This is a genomic window from Acrocarpospora macrocephala (genome assembly GCF_009687865.1).
Taxonomy (GTDB): domain Bacteria; phylum Actinomycetota; class Actinomycetes; order Streptosporangiales; family Streptosporangiaceae; genus Acrocarpospora; species Acrocarpospora macrocephala.
The window spans coordinates 26,877-46,403 of record NZ_BLAE01000051.1 but is presented as its reverse complement, the minus strand read 5'-3'; the positions used below and the strand labels follow the sequence as shown (position 1 = coordinate 46,403).

Sequence of the window (19,527 nt, the reverse complement as noted above, 5' to 3'; positions counted from 1 at the left end):
TTCACCCTTCCTTCGGCAGGCCGAGGATCCGGTTGGCGATGATGGTCTTCTGGACCTCGTCGGTCCCGCCGGCGTTCTTGATGCCGGGCCACGCGAGCGCGAACTGGCTCCACCGGTCATCCACGACGATGTCGGGGCCGATGAGCCACCGGGCGAACCTGGCCGCCTCCAACACGCTCTCGGCCAGGAAGAGCTTGGCCGCCGAGCCCTCGGGACCTGGATCGCCGCCGCGCCGTACCGACTGGACCATCTGCTGCCGCAGTTGTTCGAGCACGATCCGCCGGGCCCGGATGGCGCCCAGGCCCGCGGCCACGTCGGGCTGATGCAGCCGGCCGCGCCGCGCCGCCTCGGCTCGCAGCTCGTCGTACGGGATCTGGTCGGCGCCCACGGCAAGGCGCTCGTTCATGAGCGTGGTCATGGCCACGGCCCAGCCCTGGCCCACGGGGCCGATGGGCGCATCGACCGGTAACGAGACCTGGTCGAGAAAGACTTCGTTGAACGTCGACGCCCCGGTCATCTGCCGGATCCGGCGGATCGACACACCAGGTGCCGCCATGTCTAGTTCGAACGCGGTCAGGCCGCCGTGGCCGTCGGCACCGGTACGGGCCAGCAGGTAACCACGCTGGGCCAGGTGCGCCCATGACGTCCACACCTTCTGACCGGTGACCGTCCACGTGCCGTCCCGCTGGCGGGTGGCGCGGGTGCGCAGCGCGGCGAGGTCCGAACCCGCGTCCGGCTCGGAGAACAGCTGGCACCACACCTCACGACCGCTGATGATCCCCTCGATCGAGGTTCGTTTCTCGGGCGACCAGTGCACCAGCGTCGGCAGGACCATCCGTGTCGTGACTTCCAGGACGTGGGTCGGAACGTGGTAGCGCGACTCCTCGTCGGTGAACATGACGTCGTCGGCCCGGGACAACCCGCGTCCACCGAGCGTGGTCGGCAGCGAGAGGGCGCCCCATCCGGCCTCGAACTTGTGCCGCTGCCATCGGCGGGCAAGCTCGACGAGCTCCCGCTCCCGGGCCTCGTCGACGACCTCGAACGGGGAGAGCGGTGCGGGACCGTCGGCGGCGAACCGCGGCGCGTGCTCACGTAGCCAGGCGGCTGCCTCCGCCCGGAGCGCCGCAGGCTCCCCGGTCATGAGGGTCGCGCTCGCTCGTACATCTGCGTGATGGCGACCGAGCCGGCTCCCAGCATGTGGCACAGGCCGACCGATCGGCCCCCGCGCAGCTGGCGGACGGTCTCGTGGACCTGAGCGAGCCCGGTCGGGCCGCCGGGGTGGCCGCCGGCGACGAGGCCGCCGTGCGTGGAGAACTCCGGCAGGCCGAAGCGCTCCCGCGAGCCCGGGCCGAAGGCGCCCTTCTCGACCAGGCGCTCGGCATCGCCGTCGGCGGCGAACCCGAGAAGCTCGTAGTAGTACAGCTCCTCGATCGCGAAGGCGTCGTGCACCTGCACGACGTCGACGTCGGCCGGGCCCCGCCCGGTGGCCTCGTAGAGCGCGCCGGCCGCCCGCCTGGACATGGCGGGCGGCCCGACGATCGCCCCCTGGAAGACGTGCCCCGGGCTGTACGTCTCGCTCTCGACGTGTGAATGCAGCATCCGGACCGCGCGGTCGGCGCCGTACCGCCCGGCGAACTCCGCCGAGCAGACGACGGCGGCGGCCGCGCCCTCGCCCCAGGGGGTGCACATCATGCTCGTCAGCGGCGGCGCGATCATGCGGCTGGCGAGGACCTTCTCGACGGTGATCGGCTCGGCCGCCCGCCGGGCCGCGTAGGGGTTGTCGCGCGCGTAGTTCCAGTTCTTCGCGGCCACCGCCGCCAAGTGGCGTGGGGTGGTGCCACGGTCGTGCATCCGGCGGTGGGCCCACATGGCGAACAGCGCGGGAGCGGGCAGATTGCCCTCGCTCTCGATGATCTCCAGAGCGGACTGTTCGCTCTCCGGGCAGTCGACGCCCAGGACCAGCACGGCGTCGTAGGCGCCGGAGCCCACCCCCAGCCAGGCCAGGTGCATGGCGGCCAGGCCCGAGGCGGAGGCATGCTCGGCGTGCAGCACCGCCAGGCCGGTGACCCCCAGCTCCTTGGCGAGGTAGACCCCGCGCGGGGTCAGCGGATGCGCGGAACCACAGACGAAGGCGTCGAGATCGGCGAAGGCGCAGCCAGCGTCCGACAGCGCCGCCACCGACGCTTCCGCGGCCAGTCGGCGCGCCGAGCCCGGCGCATACCGTCCGAACGGCACCATGCCGGTGCCGAGGACCATCACGTCACGCATGCGCGAACCACCTGTCCCCATCGGGTGAGCCGGCCATCCGGTACCGCGCTCCGATCTGATGCTCACCCGGCGCCAGCCGTACCTGCAGCCGGACCCCGTCGTCGAGATCGATCTGCCCGTACGCCGTGCCCTCATACGTGGTCCACGAGTAGAGCACCCCCTCGGTCGCGAGGGCGGACTCGACCAGTGGGCGCATCCGGCCGTCGACGCTCAGGGCCCTCGCCGGGTAGAAGACCTGCCCTGTCTCGGGATCCCTGCTTCCGTTCAGCGGCGCGGCCTCGGCCCGCGCCGGCATCAGGATGAACGTGTTCCGGTAGACCACGCGGAGTCCGGTGGCGTCGGAGAGTTCCGCGACCAGATCCACCAGGCGCATCTCACCGGCCCGACCCGCACGCGTGCGCTCCGCGCCGATGTACTCCCGGACCTCGAAGACCTCGCCGACGCGCACCGGACCTCGGGCCAGCTCGATCGAGGTCTCACCGAGCAGCGTCCGGGAGCGGTCGAATCCGACTCGGTCGATGGGATCGGGGTTGGGCAGCCAGAAGCTCAGGACGGACAGGTAGGTCGGCGGGACCGGGCGGCCCGGAGCCAGCGGTTCTGGCCAGCGCACCGCTTCCCCGAACCGCTTCGACGTGCCCAGCTCGACGGGGAACGTGCACCGTTGCTCGTCGCGGCCCCCGCCGGCCGCGGGCGGCGCGTCGAGGCCGGCCAGTTCGAGGCTGACCTTGCGCTCGCCACCGCCGGTCAGGTCGGCGGTGGTCCGGTCGGGCCCGATCGACGACTCGGCCTCCAGGTCGAGCCCGAGTGGCACGATCCCGTGGTATCTGAGCCGGAGGAACCACGGTGCGCCCTCCGGCGGCGACGCCCCCTGGGACACCACGTGGGAGACCAGCCACCCGCCGTGGAGCGCGCCCATGGCGAAGAGCCCCTCGTGTCCGGCCGCCCGGGCGAACGACGGATCGTAGTGGAGGGGATTCAGGTCGCCGCTGGCTCCGGCGTAGCGGACGACATCGGTGAGCTGGACGCTGCCAAGCCGGTCAGGCATGCCCGTCCGCCTCCGCGAACAGCTCCGGCCACGCCTTGTCGAGCTGGTCGAGCGTCCACCGATGGTCACCGGCCTTGATCCGGCGGCCCCGGGTCCAGGGCTGGACGACGGTCACCTCGTCGCCTTCCACGGTGTAGACCGTCCCGGAGGGGGCGCCGCACCCGGCCGACGCGAGCCACACCACGAACGGGCTGACGTTGTCCGGGTCGAAGAAGTCGAACCCGGCGTCCGGCTTCGCCACGGCGTCGACCGCCGCCGGCGAGCTCTCGGTCAGCCGGGTCCTGGCGCTCGGCGCGATCGCGTAGGAGCGCACGCCGAGCCGCTCGTTGAGCTCGAGGTGGCACTCGTAGGCGAACGTGGCGATTCCCGACTTGGCGGTCGCGTAGTTGGCCTGGCCAGGGCTGCCGAACAGACCGGAGATGCTCGTGGTGTGGATCAGCGCCGCGTCGCGGGGAGGGCGGTCGGGGTGCTCCTTGGCCCGGCCTCGCCAGTGGGCGGCCACTGCCCTGGTCGGGCAGAAATGACCGCGCAGATGGACCCGGATCACATCGTCCCACTCCCGCGCGGTCATGTTCACCAGCATCCGGTCGCGCAGGATCCCGGCGTTGTTGACGAGCACGTCGACGTCTCCGAAGGCGTCGAGGGCGGCCTGGACGAGCCGGTGGGCGCCCTCCCAGTCGGCGATGTCGTCACCATTGGCGATGGCCTCGCCGCCCGCTTCGCGGATCTCGCGGGCCACGTCCTCAGCCGGAGTGTCCTGACCGGGTTCGCCGTGCAGGCCGCCGCCGAGATCGTTGACAACGACCTTGGCCCCTTCCCTGGCGAGGTGGAGGGCGTACGAGCGGCCAAGCCCCCGGCCCGCCCCGGTGACGATCGCCACTCTGTCCCGCAGTCTGCTCATCTCTTTCCTCACTCGCGAAATCCGCCGGCTGGACTCAGCCCTCTAGCCAGGAACGCAGATAGACACCGTCGTCGCTGGCGAGAGCGCCCTCGCCCAGCAGCAGTGGCTGGAACGTGTCCACCATCACGGCGAGCTCGTCCACCGCCTTCGCGCCGATGGACGCCGCGTAGGCGCCCGGTTGCGGGCCATGCGAATGGCCGCCGGTGTGCAGGGTCACCGAACCGGGTGCGACACCCGATCCGGAACGGGCCTCGTAGTTGCCGGCGACGTAGAACATGACCTCGTCGCTGTCGACGTTCGCGTGGTAGTAGGGCGCCGTCACGGCGTCGGGGTGGTAGTCGACCATGCGTGGCACGAAGTTGCACATCACGAAGTTGCGGCCCTCGAACACCTGGTGAACGGGTGGGGGTTGCAAGACGCGGCCCGTGAGCGGTTCGAAGTCGTGCACGCTGAAAGCGTACGGATACAGGCACCCGTCCCAGCCGACCGCGTCGAACGGGTGAAACGGGATCGTGTGGATCGTGCCCCCGATGCCGCCGCGGACCCGGTGTTTGATGTACACATCGGTCTCGTCGCGCGGGTCCTCGCCCAGGTCCTCGGCCAGCAGAGGTTCCGTGGGCCCGCGCAGATCACGCTCGCAGTACGGCGACTGTTCCAGGAACTGACCCTGCCGGGACAGATACCGGCTCGGAGCCTGGATGTGTGAGTTCGCCTCCACGCAGTACGCCCCCAGCGGACCGGAACCGGTGTCGGGGACCCATCGGTGCGTGGTCCCCCGGGGTACGACGACGTAGTCGCCGCTGGTCACCTCGAGCGTGCCGAAGACCGACTCCAGGCGAGCGCTGCCCCGCTCGATGAAGACGCACTCGTCGCCCACCGCGTTGCGGTAGAAGGGCGAGCGTTCCCCGGCCACCACGTAGGCGATGCGGACGTCGTCGTTGCCCAGGATGAGCCGCCGGTCCCGGACCAGGTCCTTGCCGCCGCCGCCCGCCGGGAAGAGCCGGTGCAGCGTGAAATGCCGCGGATTCATCGGCTCGTTCTCGTGCAGACCCATGTCGCCCGGCTGCCACGTCGAGGCGCGGGCGATCGCGGACGGCAGGTTGCGGTGGTAGAGCAGGGACGACGTCGACGAGAACCCCTCTTCGCCGATCATCTCCTCGTAGACCAGCGTCGACCCGTCCGGACGATGGGCCGTGTGGCGCTTGCGGGAGATCGAGCCGACGGCCCGGTAGTACGTCATGACGCATTCCCTTCGGGGGTCCACGGCCGTGGGTTGTGGCGCGGCAGCAGGCGGTTACCCGCGTCGATGACGAGGTCGAGACCGGTGATGTCGGCCGCCTGCGCCGAGGCCAGCCAGAGCACGGCCGCCGTGACCGAGCTGGGATCGAGTTGGCGGCGTCCGGCGAGCAGCGTCATGGCATACCCTCCCGCGAGGAACTCCTCGCGGGAGGCGCCTGGGCGGACGCGGTCGTAGACCGCCTGGAAGTTGACCATCGGCGTGTCGACCAGCCCGGGACTGACCGAGTTGACCCGCACGCCGAACTCCCCGAGTTCGGCGGCGAAGATCTTGGTGAGCTGCACGAGCGCCGCCTTGGAGGCCGCGTAGTGCGCGTAGTTCTGCGTCGGTATGGTGGCCGACGTCGACCCGATGATGATGATGTTGCCTTCGCGTCGTTGGATCATGGAGGGCGCGACCGCCTTGGCCATCCGCCAGCTTCCGTTGACGTTGACGTCGAACGTGGACGTCCAGGCTTCCTCCGACACCTCCCAGAACCGCCCCGTGCTCCAGATGCCGTGGTTGAGGACGAGCGTGTCGATATGGCCGAACTCCGCCAGCACGGTGTCGGCCGCCGCCTGGACTTGAGCCGAGTCGCGGACGTCGCAGGCGACCGCCAGGCCACGGGCGCCCGTCTTGGCGATCAGGTCGGCGGTCTCCCGCAGGTCGTCCGAGGTGGCCAGTTCGTAGGGGAGGCCGTCGATCGGTACGCCGATGTCGAGCACGGCCACGTCGGCACCGCGTGCCGCGAAGCCGAGCGCGTGACTACGGCCCTGGCCGCGTGCCCCGCCGGTGATGAGGACGGTCTCTCGCGTCACGGTGTGGTGCCACCTCCACTTAAGCGCCAGATCCGACAAGAGTCGGAGATATGAGTCCGATTATCGGTGATTACACCTTCCTGGTCAGACCCGCAGACTGTCAAGAACCTGCCCCATTTCCCGAGCACCTGACCGGTGGACACCGCATTGACAGGCCTCGACCCCCGATGACAGAGTGGCGACAGAATCGGAGATATACGTCCGATAAGCGAACGGAGATAGGTCGTGAGCCCCACCCGCACGGACCTGCTGGCCGTGCCGATGGCGGACGTGCCTTCGGCGAACGAGATCTACTCGGGAGTCGCCCGCATCAGTGGCACCCTGTGGTGCACCCGGCACCGGGCCCACCCGGACCGGCGGGCGGAGACGGCCGTCGTCGCCGTGCACCCCTCCTCGAACTTCATGGGCCACTACGCGTTGACCGCGATCGCCGGCGCGGGGTACGACGCCATCGGCATGACCACGCGCTACCTCGGCAACGACTCCGCGCTCCTGCTGGAGAACTGCGTGGTCGACGTGGGCAGCGTCATCCGGTACCTGCGGACGGAGGGATACGAACAGGTCGTCCTGTTCGGCAACTCCGGCGGCGGGGCGCTCGCCGCGCTCTACCAGAACCAGGCGGAACGGCCGAGCATCACCTCCTCCCCCGGCGGCGGCGGGCCCGATCTGACCAGAGCCGACCTCCCGCCGGCCGACCTCCTCATCCTCGCCATGGCCCATCCGGGCCGCTCGCAGTTGCTCACCGAGACGCTGGACCCCTCGATCGCCGACGAGGCGGCGCCGTTCGCACGCGACCCCGGGCTGGACATGTACGACGCCTCGAACGGCATTCCCTACGACGCCAGCTGGCTGCGGGCCTATCGAATCGCCCAGCGGGCCCGCAACGACGCCATCACGGCGTGGGCGGAGGGGATGCTCGGCCAGCTGGCCGAGCGCGGAATCGCCGACCTTCCGTTCGTCGTCCACGGCGTGGGCGCGGACCCGCGCTACGTCGACCTGTCCCTCGACCCGAACGACCGGGAACCGGGGACGCTGTGGGGTGACCCCTGGAACGCCAACTTCCAGCCGGCGACCCTCGGCCATTTCACGACCGTCAGAGCCTGGTTGTCACAGTGGTCGCGCAGCCGGAGCAGGGGCCACGCCCCCGATCTGCTGCCCTCGGTCACCACGCCGGTCCACGTCGTCTACGGCACGGCCGACCAGAGCTGCTTTCCCTCGCACGCCCGCGAGCTCTACGACAGCATCCCGCACGATGACCGCGCCCTCACCGCTATCGGCGGGGGGCGCCACTACCTGCACGGGCAACCCGAGCAGCTGGCAACCATGATCGATGCCGTGTCCACATGGATAGACGCCCATCGGGGTTGATTGAAGGGACAGCTCATGTCGCCCACCGCAGCCGCGAACTACAGCCCGGAAGCGCTCGCCGCGCGGGCCGAGATCACCGACCGCATCCACCTCTACGCCCACTGTGTGGATCGGCGGCGCTGGGAGCTGCTGGACCAGGTCTTCCACGACGACGCCACCTGGTGGGTCTCCTCGATCGGTTCGGAAAAGGGTTGGCGGGAGGCGATGGAGAGCAGCCGCACGCTGTTCGCGGCGGCCCTCGACGCCACCCACCACCAGGTGGGCAACGTTCTGATCAGCCTGGACGGGGAGGTGGCGGTGAGCGAGACGCTCTGCACCGCCTACCACCGGGTCCGGGCGGATGCCCCGCTCGGCGGCATGTTCGGTGGCACCGGCTGCGCCTACGACCTGCTCGCCGGCGGCCGCTATCTCGACCGCTGGGAACTGCGCGACGGTGATTGGAAGCTGGCCCGGCGCCGGGTCCACTCCGAGTGGCGCCATCAGCAGCCGGCGGCGGACGGCATCCTGTCCACATACCCGCCAGAAGCACGCGGCGCGTACGACGACTCCGATCAGTCCACGCCCGTCATCCTCCGGTACCGCGCCGCCCAGCACCAGACCTCGACCCCGGAGTGACCATGCCGAGTCCCCGCATCACGGCCAGTCTCACGTACTGGAGCACCCGCACCCCGAACGCCGTGGCGGTCGAGTGCGACGGGGCGACGCTGACCTGGCGCGAGCTGGCCGACAGCGTCGAGTCCCTCGCGGAACACCTCGCGGCGGACGGCCTGCGCGCCGGCGACCGGATCGGATACCTGTGCCAGAACAGCGTCGGGGTCATCCAGACCATCCTGGCCGCGGTGGCGCTCGACGCCATCGTCGTCCCGCTCAACATCCGCCTCACCATCCCCGAGCTGAGCTGGATCGTGGAGGACGCCGGGCTGGACGCCCTGCTGGTGGACGAGACGTACACCCGCCAGGCCCTCGAGCTGCGCGAGGGCCGCGAGCTCCGGCTGTACTGGGAAGGACCCGGCTGCCCGCCGTGGGCCCGCCCGCTGGTCGCCACGCCGGCCGGAGCGCCGACGGGCCGTTTGAAGCGGGCCGTCGGGGACCCGGACCTTCCGGCGTTCATCTCCTACACCTCAGGCACGACCGGCCGCCCCAAGGGTGCGATCCTGACGCACGGCAACTTCCTGGCCGCGGCGATCTCGTTCGCCACCACGGAGTCCATGACCAGACACGACAGTTGCCTGCTGGTGCTGCCGTTGGCCTTCACCGGCAGTCTCATGGCCACCTGGGCGCCGACGTACTACACCGGCGCGAGATTCGTCATGCACCCCCGATTCGACGCGGCCCGCACCCTGACCGAGCTGGAGCACGGGAACATCACCGTCTTTCCGGCCGTCCCGGTGGTCTTCGATCAGCTGGCCGCCCTGCCACGGTTCGACACCGCCGACCTGAGCACCCTGCGGGTCGCGAAGGCCGGTGGGGCTCCACCCTCGGCCGCCACGCTCGCTCGCTATCTGCGGCGCGGCATGCCGATCGGCCAGGGTTACGGGATGACCGAGAGCACCGGTGTGGGCGCCTCGCTGCCACAGGAAGACTTCGAGCGTAAGGCCGGATCCACCGGCGTCACGAACTACGGCATCGAGCTCGCCATCATGGACGCGGAGGGAACGCCGCTGCCGGACGACGAGGTCGGTGAGATCTGCCTGCGGGGAGCCGCCGTCATGCTGGGCTACTGGCGCAACCCCGAAGCCACGGCCGAGACCCTCCGCGATGGCTGGCTTCGCACGGGTGACCTCGGCCGGCTCGACCACGAGGGATACCTCACCATCATGGGTCGGGAGAAGGACATGGTCCTGTCCGGCGGCCTGAACGTCTACCCCGGCGAGATCGAACGGATCATCATGCTCGATCCGCGGGTGTCCGAGGCCGCCGTCGTCGCCGTGCCCGATGAGCGGTGGGGCGAGGTGCCGGCCGCCGTCGTAGTGAGCGACTCGGCCGACCTGACGGCCGCGATGGTGCTCGACGTCTGCCGACTCGAACTGGCCGACTACAAGGTGCCCAAGTACGTGTACGTACGACCCGAGCCGCTCCCCCGGACGATGTCCGGCAAGGTGGCCAAGGCGGAGGTCCGGGCTGAACTCTCCGAGCACGTGTCATGACCCGGTACGAAACCAGAGAGGTCCACCTGGCGCGCCGCCCCGACGGGATGCCGGTCACCGACGACTTCCGCATGATCACCACGTCGCTCGAACCGCCCGGTCCTGGCCAGGTTCTCGTGCGCAACGTCCTGATGTCCGTCGATCCGTACATGAGGGTGCGCATGGCCAAGCTCCCCTCATACCCCCACTGGGAGCTCGACCAGGTCATGGACGGCAGCGCGATCGGCGTGGTGGAGCGGTCCGAGCACCCGGACCTGCCGGTGGGCACCGTGGTCAGCCACCGCCTCGGCTGGCGAGAGCACGCGGTCCTCGACGCCGGCCACGCGAGCACCGTGCGGCACATCGACGGGATCCCGCTGACCGCCCACCTGGGCGTGCTCGGCATGGCCGGATTCACGGCGTACGTCGGGCTCACCCAGATCGGAGCCCTCACGCCGGGCGAGTCGCTGTACGTCTCGGGCGCGGCCGGCGCGGTCGGCAGCGCCGTCGGGCAGATCGCCCGAATCCTCGGTGCCGGCCGCGTCGTCGGCAGCGCCGGAACGCCGGCCAAGGTGGCGTACCTGGTGGACGGTCTCGGCTTCGATGGCGCCTTCGACTACCACGTCGAGTCCTTGAGCGAATGCGTGGCCACGAACATCCCGGACGGGATCGACGTCTACTTCGACAACGTCGGCGGCGGTCATCTCCAGGCCGCCCTCGACTCGATGAACCAGCACGGGCGCATCGTGGTCTGTGGGGCCATCGGTGAGTACAACGCACTCCGGGGGCAGCCGGGTCCGAGCAACCTCATCTATGTGCTCACCAAGCGGCTGCGCATGGAAGGCTTCACCATCCGCGAGCACATGGCCGAGTACCCGGCCTTCGTCGCGCGGGCGACCACCTGGCTCCTGGACGGTCAGCTGAGGAGCACCGACACGGTCGTCTCGGGTCTGGAGTCGGCGGTCGACGCGTTCCGAGACCTGCTGGCCGGCCGCAATATCGGAAAAATGCTGGTCCGCCTCTCCGAAGACCCGACGCCCCCGCCCGACCGTGGTGCGGCGTCCGCCTAGCGTCGTAGGCGGACATCCGCCGCGCCGAGGAGTCCGTTATTCGGATATCATCAGCTCGGATGAGTGGGCGTCCGAGCGGAGGTGGGAGTGCCCGAGATCTCCAAGACCGTCGACCAGGCTCTGAAGTTGGTGGAAACGCTCTCGAACAACGGGCCCATGTCGATCAATGACCTGAGCCGCCATCACCAGCTTTCGCGAACGGTTGTCTACCGGCTCCTGACTACCCTGGAGGTCCACGGATTCGTCCGGCGTGCACAGCTCATCTACAGCATCGGGCCCCGCCTGTTCGCGCTGGCTCGGCAGATGGAGGAAGAGCTGCGCAATGTGGCGCGCGTGCCCATGAGCGCATTGGCCGAGTCCATCAACGAAACCATCGTGCTCGTCGTTCGCGATGGATCGGACGCGCTGTCGGCGGACGTCATCCCTGGGCGCCGGCATCTGCTGCAAGTCAACTTCCCGCCTGGGTACCGGTATCCGCTGACCAGGACCGCGTCGGGGCGGGCGATCCTCGCGTTCCTGCCCGACGACGAGCGTGAGCAGGTCATCAGGAGCTCGACGACCAGCCCGGAGGACCGGGCGCTGCTCGTGGAACAGCTCACCCAGGTGCGACACCAGGGCTTCGCGTTGAGCAGCAACGAGTACCACAACGGCCTGGCTGGACTGGCGGTTCCGGTCCATGCCGACGGCGGCGTCGTCGCCAGTCTGGCGATCGTCACCCCCCTCGTCCGCTCGGAAGCGATCACGTCGGGAACCGCGGCGCTGTTGGCGGCGGCCAATCAGATCAGCCAGCGGATGTCCAACCTCAGCGGTGCCGCGGAGGAGTAGGCACCCCACTGGACTCCGATAGTCGGACACCGATCTCCGACTGCCGCAACGCTGATTCGAGCGTGCCGACGATGGCGCGGAAGCCCGGCGGCCTGCGGCCGAACGGCATAGCCACATGAGTCTCCGCGTGATGTGAGCCGCGCGCTCACACCTTTGCGCGCGGAACACGTCCGGCCTGAGCCACTCCGAGCGAAGGCCGAAGCCCGCCCGGGAAAGACATCACTGATCCGGCGACCTCGCCCGCCATGCCACGGCGACGACCGAACCCCGATGGCGTTGTATGTCCGGAATGTTTCTTTTTAGGCAGACCATTGACTGCCTGGAACCCCGACCCATATCGTCCCGGTCAAGCGAACGATGTACCAATGACCGGAACACAGGTGAAGGGATGGGTACCAGAGCATGACATCAAGCGAAATCCGGCCGCTGCTGGACCCCTTCCTCTTGGGTGGCGTTTACCTGCGTAATCGTGTGTTCGTTCCCGGTCACACCACCAACTTCGGGCATGACAACCGGCCCACCGTCCGCCATGTGGACTATCACGCGGAACGTGCCAACGGTGGTGTCGGGATGATCATCACCGAGGCGATTCGGGTGCACCCCACCAGCGCGGGGCGGCATATCAGCCTTGGCAGCTTCGATGACGGCTCGATCCCGGCGTACGCGGCGGTGGCTGAGGCCGTGCGAGCGGGTGGGGCGGCGATCTTCGCGCAGATCATGCATGCCGGGCGGCAGGCCAGTGGTGACGCCACCCGCACCGCCGCCTGGGCCCCAACCGGGGTGCCGTGGGCAGCGGGGGCGCATATTCCGCACGCCATGGGGCGGGGTGACATCGCCACCGTGGTCGCGGCCTTCGGTGCGGCGGCCAGGCGGATGCGGGCGGCCGGATACGACGGCGTCGAGGTGCACCTGGGCCACGGCCATCTGCTCCAGCAGTTTCTCTCGCCGTTCTCCAACACGCGCGACGACGCCTACGGGGGCGACGCCGACCGCAGGCTCCGCCTCACCCGGGAGGTGCTGACCGAGGTGCTGGCCCAGGCGCCGGGGCTGCCGGTCGGCATCCGGGTCAGCGCCGACGAGTTCCTGCCCGGCGGTCTCACCCCGGCCGATGTGGTGGAGATCGTCGCGACTCTGCGGGGCGAGTTTCCCTTGGCGTACGTGCACGTCAGCCACTCCGCCTACCACGGCAGTTACTCGCTGGCCACCCAGATGGCCGATATGAGCTTCGGTCACGCCCCGTTCCGGCACCACGCCGCGCTCTTCAAGCGCGAGTTCCCCGATTTGCCGGTGCTGGCCGTCTGCCGCCTGGACACGCTGGCCGAGGCCGCCGATCTGGTGCGGTCCGGTGACGCCGACCTGGTCGGCCTGGCCCGGCCGCACATCGCCGACCCGCACCTGGTCCGCCACGCGATGGCGGGCGAGCCCGCCCGCTCCTGCCTGGCCTGCAACCAGGGGTGTGTGGGCAGGCTGGAGGCGAGTCTGCCGATCTCCTGCGTGGTCAACCCGGAGGTGGGGGCCGAGCGGGCCTGGGCGGCCGTGTGGTCCGGACCGCATAAAGAGACCCGGCGGGTGCTGGTGGTCGGCGGTGGACCGGCGGGGACGGAGGCGGCGCTGGCCGCGCACCGGGCGGGCCACGAGGTGACGCTCGCCGAGGCTGCTGACCGGCTGGGCGGCCAGATCGTGCTGGCCGCTCAGGTGGCGGGACGGGAACGGCTCGGGTTGCTCGCCGCCGAGCCCGCCGCCCAGTTGGCCGCGACCGGCGTATCAGTACGGCTCGGCCTGCGCGTGACGGCCGATGACCTGTTGCCAGGCGGGCGGCTGGCCGGGTTCGACGACGTGATCGTGGCGACCGGGTCCCGGCCCTCGCGTCGCGAACTGCCCGGCGGACCGCCGGTCTTCGATCTGTGGCAGGCAGTGCGGGCACTCGCCGACCTGCGCGGCACCGTGGTCGTACGCGACGACGAGGGGACCTGGGCGGCGGCCTCGGTCGCCGAGCACCTGGCCCGGCTGGGCACGAAGGTGCACCTGGTCGTCCCCACCGCGTCGCTGGCGGCCCGGGTCACCACCTACTCCAAGCTCGCCCTCACCCGCCGCCTTGGCGACCTCGGCGTCAAGGCCCACCTGCTCAGAAGCGTGACCGGCGCCGACGGCGACCGGGTCACCCTCCAGGACTCCCTGACCGGGGAGACCGAAGAGCTGACCGGCGTCTCCGCCGTCGTGGACGCCGGTCGCCCGGAGGCCGCCGATGAAATCTATCGCGCGCTGGACGGGCAGGACGGCGCGCCGAGGGTGCACGTCGTCGGCGATGCCAACGCTCCGCGTACCGCGCTCGAAGCGGTGTACGAGGGCCGGCTCGCCGGTGTCTTCCTTACCGACCCCGCCAGCGGCGCCACGGCGCTCGCGCAGGCGGGCTGACCATGAGGAGAAGTCACGTGATCGACATCGAGGACCGTCTGGAGCTCGACGAGCGTTCCGCCGTCGACTTCGTGCTGGCCATGCGGAAACGCTGGTCGGACACCGTCTACCCGACGATGGCGGAGCAGTACAGCCAGAGCGGGCCGCCCTCGGGAGACGTCGCGGAGGCCGGACGGCGGCTCCGGGAGCTGGACCTCTACCCGTGGTACAGCCACCTGGAGCGGGTGCAGCAGAAGATGCTGTGGAAGATCGCCGGGGACGCGGTGCTGCGCCGCCGGGCCGACCTGCTCGCCCAGTACGACCAGGGGTCCGCCCCGCTCGGCAGCCTGACCCTGGACCCAGACCTGGAACTCCCGTCCTGGTACACCGACTACGACATCCACATCCAGCCGGGCAGCTTCTACTCCGATGACATGTCCGCCTATGTCTACGAGTTCGGCGCCCGGATCGTCATGCTCCGCGACAACGACGGCTACAAGTTCCACCGCCTGTTCACCGAGACGGCGCTGCCCGCGGAGGACGGCGTCTCCCGGGTGGTGGACATCGGCTGCGGGTTCGGCAAGAGCACCCGCCCGCTGGCGCTCCGCTACCCGGACGCCGAGATCATCGGCATCGACCTGGCCGCGCCCGGGCTGCGTCTGGCGCACGCCGAGGCCGAGGCGGCGGGGGCGCGGATCTCCTACCGGCAGGGCGACGGCCGGGCCACCGGCCTTGAGGGCGGCTCCTGCGACGTGGTCACCGGCACGATGGTGCTGCACGAGATGCCCGCCGCGGCGGTCGGCGAGACCCTGCGGGAGGCGGCCCGCCTGCTCAAGCCGGGCGGCGCGCTCCGCTTCCTGGAGTTCCAGCCGACTGGCGACCCGTTCCGGGACGCCACCATCTTCGAGCACGCAGAGCGGAACAACGAGCCGTTCTTCCACGACCTGTTCGGCTCCGACCTGCTCCAGATGTGCCGGGACGCCGGGCTCGTCGATCCCCGCTGGACCCCGTTCGACGAGCGCCGGGACGGTATCAGCCCCGACGGCTGGGGGGAGCGCCGCGAGTGGCACTTCCCGTGGGCCGTCCTGTCCGCGACCAAGCCGGAGTGACGTAAAGATGGCCGACGAATTCGACTACTTCCACGACCGCGCCGTGGGCAAGCTGTTCGATCTCATCCTGCAGCTCGGCACCGACCTGCACGTGACCAACAACCGGCTGCACGCGCTGGAGGCGCTGCTGGTCCGCAAGGGCGTGCTGGCCGCCGGCGAGCTGGACGCGCTGGTGCCCACCCCCGAAGAGCGCCAGATCCTGGACGCCCAGCGGGACGCCCTGATCGGCCGGCTGATGCGGATCATCACCGAGAGCGGCCCCGCCGAGCACCCGCTGCGCGACCAGTGGGAAGCGGCGCTCGCCGCGAAGGCCGGCTGATGACGAGCCCGTCCCCCGCCGCCCTGGTCGATCGTTACCTCCAGCTCTGCGAGGACCGCGATCTGGCCGCCGCGTCCGCCTTCCTGGCGCCGGGCGCGCGGCTGAACTTCCCCGGCGGGCGCACCCACCCGTCGCTGGCCGCGATGGCCGCGGCGGCGAGCGGCGCCTACCGGTGGGTGCGCAAGCGGCGCGACCGCTACTTCGAGGCGGCGGGTGACGGCGCCGACCAGGTCGTCATCTCGCTCGGCACGCTCTACGGCGAGGATCTCGCGGGCGAGCCGTTCTCCGGCGTGCGCTACGCCGACGTGTTCGTGCTGCGCGACGGACTGATCGTCGAGCAGAACGTTTTCAACGATCTCCCCGAGGCCGGGATCGTCCCCGTCCCCACCCCCCGATAGCCGGCTCGAACGAGGTGCCGAAACCATGAAAATCCCCCACCGCATCACTGCTCTCGCGCTCACCCTCACCACCGCACTCGCCCTGTCCTCCTGCGGCTCCGACCCCGAACCGGCCGCGCAATCCACGGGAGACGCCGTCACCCCGCTGGTGTTCGCCATCGCCTCCGCGGTGATCGGGCCCAAGGAGGAGGTGGCCACCTTCGGCGTCGCCAAGGACCAGGGCTTCCTGGCGGAGGAGAAGCTGGAGGTGAGCACGATCAACACCGACGGCTCGGTCGCCGCGCTCCAGGCGGTCGCCTCCGGCAGCGCCGACATCACCGCCGCCGACGCCGGGTCGATCCTGGCCGCCAGGGAGAAGGGCCTGAAGATCAAGGCCATCGGCGGTCTGGTCCAGAACTGGCCCTGGAAGATCGCCGTCAAGCCGGGCTCCGGGATCGCCGCGGGCGCCGACTTCAAGGGCAAGCGGATCGGCGTGATCAGCCTCGCCTCCGGCTCGGCCCCGTTCGCCCGCGGTTTCGTACGGCAGGCGGGCCTGGACCCGGAGAAGGACGTCGAACTGGTCCCGGTCGGCGTCGGCGCCCAGGCGGCGGCCGCGATCAACGGCGGCGAGGTGGACGCGCTGGCCCTCTACGACCAGGCCTACCAGGTGATCGCCAACTCCGGCACCACCTTCGACTACCTCCCCAACCCGGACATGTTCCAGGGCATCCGGTCGATCACCTTTGCCGTCCGCGAGGAGGCGCTGACCGAGCAGAAGGACGCGATCACCCGCTACCTGCGGGCCGCGTACAAGGGCATGCTCTTCTCCGCGGTCAATCCGGAGGCCGCGATGAGCGTGGGCTACAAGGTCTTCCCCGCGATCCTGGCCGGCAAGGACGCCAAGGCGCAGCTGGCGGGCGACACCACGGTGCTGAACGCCTGGATCAAGACCGCCACCCCGCTCACCGGCGCGCCGGAGACGTTCGCGAACTGGGGCGCGATCAGCGACGCCGAGTGGGCCAAGACCCAGGCGTACACGCTGGGCGCCGGCCAGATCACCAAGGAAGTACCGCTGGCCGAGGTGTGGGACGCGAGCCTGCTGACCGGCGCCAATGACTTCGACTCGGCCGCCGTGGTGACCAAGGCGAAGGCGTACACGGCCGGATAAACGGCGAGCGTTAGCGACAAGAGCATCACGAGAGGAGGGCCCGATGGCCATCAGAACGCACCGGGCGTCCGCGACCGCCGCGACCGGCACGGCCGAGGAGTCCTGGATCGAGGTCGGCGGGTTGCAGAAGTTCTACCGGCCGCGCCGGTCGGAACCGACGCACGCGCTGTCCGACATCGGCTTCACGGTCCGGCGGGGCGAGTTCGTCTCGGTCGTCGGGCCCTCCGGCTGCGGCAAGACCACGCTGCTGAAGATCCTCGCCGGGCTGATCCCGAAGAGCGAGGGCGTCGTGCGGATCTCCGGGCGGGATGTGCGCAAGCCCATTCCCGAGGTCGGCATGGTGTTCCAGTCGGCGACGCTGCTGCCGTGGCGGACCATCCTGCAGAACGTCATGATCCCGGCCGAGGTGCAGGGCCTGAATATCGCGACCCACCGCAAGCGGGCCCGCGAGCTGCTGAGCATGGTCGGTCTGGACGGGTTCGAGGACAAGTACCCGCATGAGCTGAGCGGCGGCATGCAGCAGCGCGCCGGGATCTGCCGGGCGCTGGTGCACGACCCCGCGGTGCTGCTGATGGACGAGCCGTTCGGCGCGCTGGACGCGATGACCCGCGAGCACATGAACGTGGAGCTGCTGCGGATCTGGCGGGAGAGCGGCCAGACCATCGTGTTCGTCACGCACTCCATCTCCGAGGCGGTGTTCCTGTCCGACCGGGTGGTGGTGCTCAGCCCCCGTCCCGGGCGGATCGCCGAGATCGTGCCGATCGACCTCGGCCGGCCGCGCGACATCTCGCTGGTGTCCTCCGACGCGGCGGGCGTGTACGTGAAGCGGATCCGCGAGCACTTCAACGGCGCCGGCGCCATCGACTGACGAGGGACGATCCATGACCATGACCGTGAAACCACCCGCGACCTCCCGCAAGCCGCGGATCGACCTCAGGGAACGTCCGGAGATCGTGCTCGTCCCCGCCGTCTTCGTGGTCGTGGTGGCCGGTTGGGAGTTCCTGCTCGAACCGCTCGGGGTGGAGGCGTACGTGCTGCCCCGGCCGTCGCAGATCGCGGCCTCGCTCGGCGGCCAGCTCGGCGACGAGCTGTTCTGGAGGCACCTGTGGGTGACCCTGCAGGAGTCGCTGGCCGGTTACCTGATCGGTGTCGCGGCGGCGCTCGTGCTCGGCACCCTGATCTCGCAGATCCGGCTGGTGGAGCGGACGCTGATGCCGTACATCGTGGCGTTCCAGACCGTGCCGAAGGTGGCGCTCGCGCCGCTGTTCGTGGTCTGGTTCGGGTTCGGCATGACCAGCAAGATCGTGATGGCCGCGGTGATCTCGTTCTTCCCGATGCTGGTGAACGTGGTCGAGGGGTTGCGCGCGGCGGACGCCGACCGGATCCAGATGCTGACCGTGTTCGGCGCGAGCAAGGCGCAGGTGTTCCGGCTGGTCCGGCTGCCGACGGCGCTGCCGTTCATCTTCGCCGGGCTGGACATCGGCATCGTGTTCGCCATCCTCGGCGCGGTGGTCGGCGAGTTCATCGGGGCCAAGGAGGGGTTGGGGTACCTGCTCCTGCAGACCAACTACAACTTCGACATCTCCGGCATGTTCGCGGTGCTGGTGGTGCTCTCGGTGCTCGGGCTGGTCGCGCACTTCCTGATCCGCTTCCTGCAGCGGCGGATCGCCTTCTGGGCCGAGGACAGCCGGGTGATCGGCGCATGAGCGCGGTGAACCGGTTCGACGGGCGGGTGGCCCTGGTCACCGGCGCGGCGCGTGGTATCGGGGCGGCCGTCGCGGTGGTGCTCGCCGAGCGCGGGGCCACGCTGGCGCTGGCCGACCTGCCGGAGGCGGACTGGGAGCTGCCGGAGCTGCCCGGTGCCGGGCACACCCGGCACCAGGTGGACGTGCGGTCGGGCGAGTCCTGCCGGGCGCTGGTGGCCGCCGTGCTCGACGCGCACGGGCGGCTGGACCATCTGGTGAACAACGCCGGGATCGTGCGGCGCGGCCCGGCGGCCACCATGTCCGAGCGTGACTTCACCGACGTGCTGGACGTCAACCTGACCGGTACGTTCCGGATGTCGCAGGCCGCCCACCCGGCCCTGCGCGGGTCCGGTCACGCCAGCGTGGTCAACCTGGGCTCCACCAACGGGCAGGTCGCGGTCCGCGACTCGCTCGGCTACTGCGTCAGCAAGGCGGGCGTCATGCACATGGCCCGGGTGCTCGCGCTGGAGTGGGCCGGGGACGGCATCCGGGTCAACGCGGTCGGGCCGACCATCGTGCCCACCGCGATGACCGCCGACGTGCGAGCCGACGCGGCGTACCTGCGGGACAAGCTGGCGAGCATCCCGCTCGGCCGGATGGCCGGGCCCGTCGATGTGGCGAACGCGGTGGCCTTCCTGCTCAGCCCGGCCGCCGCGATGACCACCGGCCAGACGATCTTCGTTGACGGCGGCGTCACCATTCACTGAAAGGAACCCCC

19 protein-coding genes are annotated in these 19,527 nt (G+C 70.1%); 13 read left to right on the top strand and 6 right to left on the bottom strand.

Annotated elements, in window-relative coordinates; all coding sequences use genetic code 11:
- Position 1 precedes the first annotated feature (1 nt).
- Genes Amac_RS37065 through Amac_RS37040 form a run of 6 tightly spaced genes read right to left on the bottom strand, consistent with a single transcriptional unit; the run spans position 2 to position 6,308 of the window.
- Positions 2–1,141 carry an acyl-CoA dehydrogenase family protein gene (locus tag Amac_RS37065; protein ID WP_155359083.1) on the bottom strand — a complete coding sequence of 380 codons (1,140 nt, stop codon included), beginning with the start codon at positions 1,139–1,141 and terminating at the stop codon, positions 2–4.
- The gene (locus Amac_RS37060; protein WP_155359082.1) at positions 1,138–2,268 is read right to left on the bottom strand and encodes a thiolase family protein; all 1,131 of its coding nucleotides are present in this window, start codon (positions 2,266–2,268) and stop codon (positions 1,138–1,140) included. Before Amac_RS37060 ends, Amac_RS37065 begins: the two co-directional genes overlap by 4 nt.
- Positions 2,261–3,313 (bottom strand): FAS1-like dehydratase domain-containing protein, encoded by a 1,053-nt coding sequence (locus Amac_RS37055; protein WP_155359081.1) that lies wholly within the window; start codon positions 3,311–3,313, stop codon positions 2,261–2,263. The genes Amac_RS37060 and Amac_RS37055 overlap by 8 nt, the downstream gene beginning before the upstream one ends.
- Positions 3,306–4,214, bottom strand: a complete 909-nt coding sequence (locus Amac_RS37050) for an SDR family NAD(P)-dependent oxidoreductase (RefSeq protein ID WP_155359080.1) — start codon at positions 4,212–4,214, stop codon at positions 3,306–3,308. The genes Amac_RS37055 and Amac_RS37050 overlap by 8 nt, the downstream gene beginning before the upstream one ends.
- Before the next feature lie 34 nt (positions 4,215–4,248).
- Positions 4,249–5,454: a homogentisate 1,2-dioxygenase gene (locus tag Amac_RS37045; RefSeq protein ID WP_155359079.1), complete on the bottom strand. Its 1,206-nt coding sequence runs from the start codon at positions 5,452–5,454 to the stop codon at positions 4,249–4,251.
- On the bottom strand, positions 5,451–6,308 hold the full coding sequence (locus tag Amac_RS37040) for an SDR family oxidoreductase (RefSeq protein ID WP_170322843.1): 858 nt from the start codon (positions 6,306–6,308) through the stop codon (positions 5,451–5,453). Before Amac_RS37040 ends, Amac_RS37045 begins: the two co-directional genes overlap by 4 nt.
- Before the next feature lie 225 nt (positions 6,309–6,533).
- Here Amac_RS37040 and Amac_RS37035 point away from each other — a divergent pair, with 225 nt between their 5' ends.
- The 13 genes from Amac_RS37035 (at position 6,534) to Amac_RS36975 (ending at position 19,516) form a co-directional block, all read left to right on the top strand.
- Positions 6,534–7,676, top strand: coding sequence for an alpha/beta hydrolase (locus Amac_RS37035; RefSeq protein WP_218041515.1), 1,143 nt, complete (start codon positions 6,534–6,536; stop codon positions 7,674–7,676).
- A gap of 15 nt (positions 7,677–7,691) precedes the next feature.
- Complete coding sequence (locus Amac_RS37030) at positions 7,692–8,291, top strand: nuclear transport factor 2 family protein (RefSeq protein ID WP_155359077.1); 600 nt, start codon at positions 7,692–7,694, stop codon at positions 8,289–8,291.
- 2 nt (positions 8,292–8,293) lie between these two features.
- Positions 8,294–9,823 (top strand): class I adenylate-forming enzyme family protein, encoded by a 1,530-nt coding sequence (locus Amac_RS37025; RefSeq protein ID WP_155359076.1) that lies wholly within the window; start codon positions 8,294–8,296, stop codon positions 9,821–9,823.
- Positions 9,820–10,872: an NADP-dependent oxidoreductase gene (locus Amac_RS37020; RefSeq protein WP_155359075.1), complete on the top strand. Its 1,053-nt coding sequence runs from the start codon at positions 9,820–9,822 to the stop codon at positions 10,870–10,872. The genes Amac_RS37025 and Amac_RS37020 overlap by 4 nt, the downstream gene beginning before the upstream one ends.
- 87 nt (positions 10,873–10,959) lie before the next feature.
- Positions 10,960–11,697 (top strand): IclR family transcriptional regulator, encoded by a 738-nt coding sequence (locus Amac_RS37015; RefSeq protein WP_170322842.1) that lies wholly within the window; start codon positions 10,960–10,962, stop codon positions 11,695–11,697.
- A gap of 402 nt (positions 11,698–12,099) precedes the next feature.
- Positions 12,100–14,112, top strand: coding sequence for an oxidoreductase (locus Amac_RS37010; RefSeq protein ID WP_155359073.1), 2,013 nt, complete (start codon positions 12,100–12,102; stop codon positions 14,110–14,112).
- A 17-nt stretch (positions 14,113–14,129) separates the two neighbouring features.
- Positions 14,130–15,200: a class I SAM-dependent methyltransferase gene (locus tag Amac_RS37005; RefSeq protein WP_155359072.1), complete on the top strand. Its 1,071-nt coding sequence runs from the start codon at positions 14,130–14,132 to the stop codon at positions 15,198–15,200.
- A 7-nt stretch (positions 15,201–15,207) separates the two neighbouring features.
- Positions 15,208–15,519, top strand: coding sequence for a hypothetical protein (locus tag Amac_RS37000; protein WP_155346338.1), 312 nt, complete (start codon positions 15,208–15,210; stop codon positions 15,517–15,519).
- On the top strand, positions 15,519–15,917 hold the full coding sequence (locus Amac_RS36995; RefSeq protein ID WP_155359071.1) for a nuclear transport factor 2 family protein: 399 nt from the start codon (positions 15,519–15,521) through the stop codon (positions 15,915–15,917). Before Amac_RS37000 ends, Amac_RS36995 begins: the two co-directional genes overlap by 1 nt.
- A 25-nt stretch (positions 15,918–15,942) precedes the next feature.
- The gene (locus Amac_RS36990; protein ID WP_155359070.1) at positions 15,943–17,064 is read left to right on the top strand and encodes an ABC transporter substrate-binding protein; all 1,122 of its coding nucleotides are present in this window, start codon (positions 15,943–15,945) and stop codon (positions 17,062–17,064) included.
- A 43-nt stretch (positions 17,065–17,107) separates the two neighbouring features.
- Positions 17,108–17,932, top strand: coding sequence for an ABC transporter ATP-binding protein (locus Amac_RS36985; RefSeq protein ID WP_155359069.1), 825 nt, complete (start codon positions 17,108–17,110; stop codon positions 17,930–17,932).
- Positions 17,933–17,945: 13 nt separating this feature from the next.
- The gene (locus Amac_RS36980; RefSeq protein ID WP_155359068.1) at positions 17,946–18,770 is read left to right on the top strand and encodes an ABC transporter permease; all 825 of its coding nucleotides are present in this window, start codon (positions 17,946–17,948) and stop codon (positions 18,768–18,770) included.
- Positions 18,767–19,516 (top strand): SDR family NAD(P)-dependent oxidoreductase, encoded by a 750-nt coding sequence (locus Amac_RS36975; RefSeq protein ID WP_155359067.1) that lies wholly within the window; start codon positions 18,767–18,769, stop codon positions 19,514–19,516. The genes Amac_RS36980 and Amac_RS36975 overlap by 4 nt, the downstream gene beginning before the upstream one ends.
- Positions 19,517–19,527 lie beyond the last annotated feature (11 nt).

Bases quoted from the DNA above. Each gene is read 5' to 3' on its own strand.
- Amac_RS37065 (WP_155359083.1), bottom strand. From the start codon at position 1,141: ATGACCGGGGAGCCTGCGGCGCTCCGGGCGGAGGCAGCCGCCTGGCTA.
- Amac_RS37060 (WP_155359082.1), bottom strand. From the start codon at position 2,268: ATGCGTGACGTGATGGTCCTCGGCACCGGCATGGTGCCGTTCGGACGG.
- Amac_RS37055 (WP_155359081.1), bottom strand. From the start codon at position 3,313: ATGCCTGACCGGCTTGGCAGCGTCCAGCTCACCGATGTCGTCCGCTAC.
- Amac_RS37050 (WP_155359080.1), bottom strand. From the start codon at position 4,214: ATGAGCAGACTGCGGGACAGAGTGGCGATCGTCACCGGGGCGGGCCGG.
- Amac_RS37045 (WP_155359079.1), bottom strand. From the start codon at position 5,454: ATGACGTACTACCGGGCCGTCGGCTCGATCTCCCGCAAGCGCCACACG.
- Amac_RS37030 (WP_155359077.1), top strand. From the start codon at position 7,692: ATGTCGCCCACCGCAGCCGCGAACTACAGCCCGGAAGCGCTCGCCGCG.
- Amac_RS37025 (WP_155359076.1), top strand. From the start codon at position 8,294: ATGCCGAGTCCCCGCATCACGGCCAGTCTCACGTACTGGAGCACCCGC.
- Amac_RS37020 (WP_155359075.1), top strand. From the start codon at position 9,820: ATGACCCGGTACGAAACCAGAGAGGTCCACCTGGCGCGCCGCCCCGAC.
- Amac_RS37010 (WP_155359073.1), top strand. From the start codon at position 12,100: ATGACATCAAGCGAAATCCGGCCGCTGCTGGACCCCTTCCTCTTGGGT.
- Amac_RS37000 (WP_155346338.1), top strand. From the start codon at position 15,208: ATGGCCGACGAATTCGACTACTTCCACGACCGCGCCGTGGGCAAGCTG.
- Amac_RS36995 (WP_155359071.1), top strand. From the start codon at position 15,519: ATGACGAGCCCGTCCCCCGCCGCCCTGGTCGATCGTTACCTCCAGCTC.
- Amac_RS36990 (WP_155359070.1), top strand. From the start codon at position 15,943: ATGAAAATCCCCCACCGCATCACTGCTCTCGCGCTCACCCTCACCACC.
- Amac_RS36985 (WP_155359069.1), top strand. From the start codon at position 17,108: ATGGCCATCAGAACGCACCGGGCGTCCGCGACCGCCGCGACCGGCACG.
- Amac_RS36980 (WP_155359068.1), top strand. From the start codon at position 17,946: ATGACCATGACCGTGAAACCACCCGCGACCTCCCGCAAGCCGCGGATC.
- Amac_RS36975 (WP_155359067.1), top strand. From the start codon at position 18,767: ATGAGCGCGGTGAACCGGTTCGACGGGCGGGTGGCCCTGGTCACCGGC.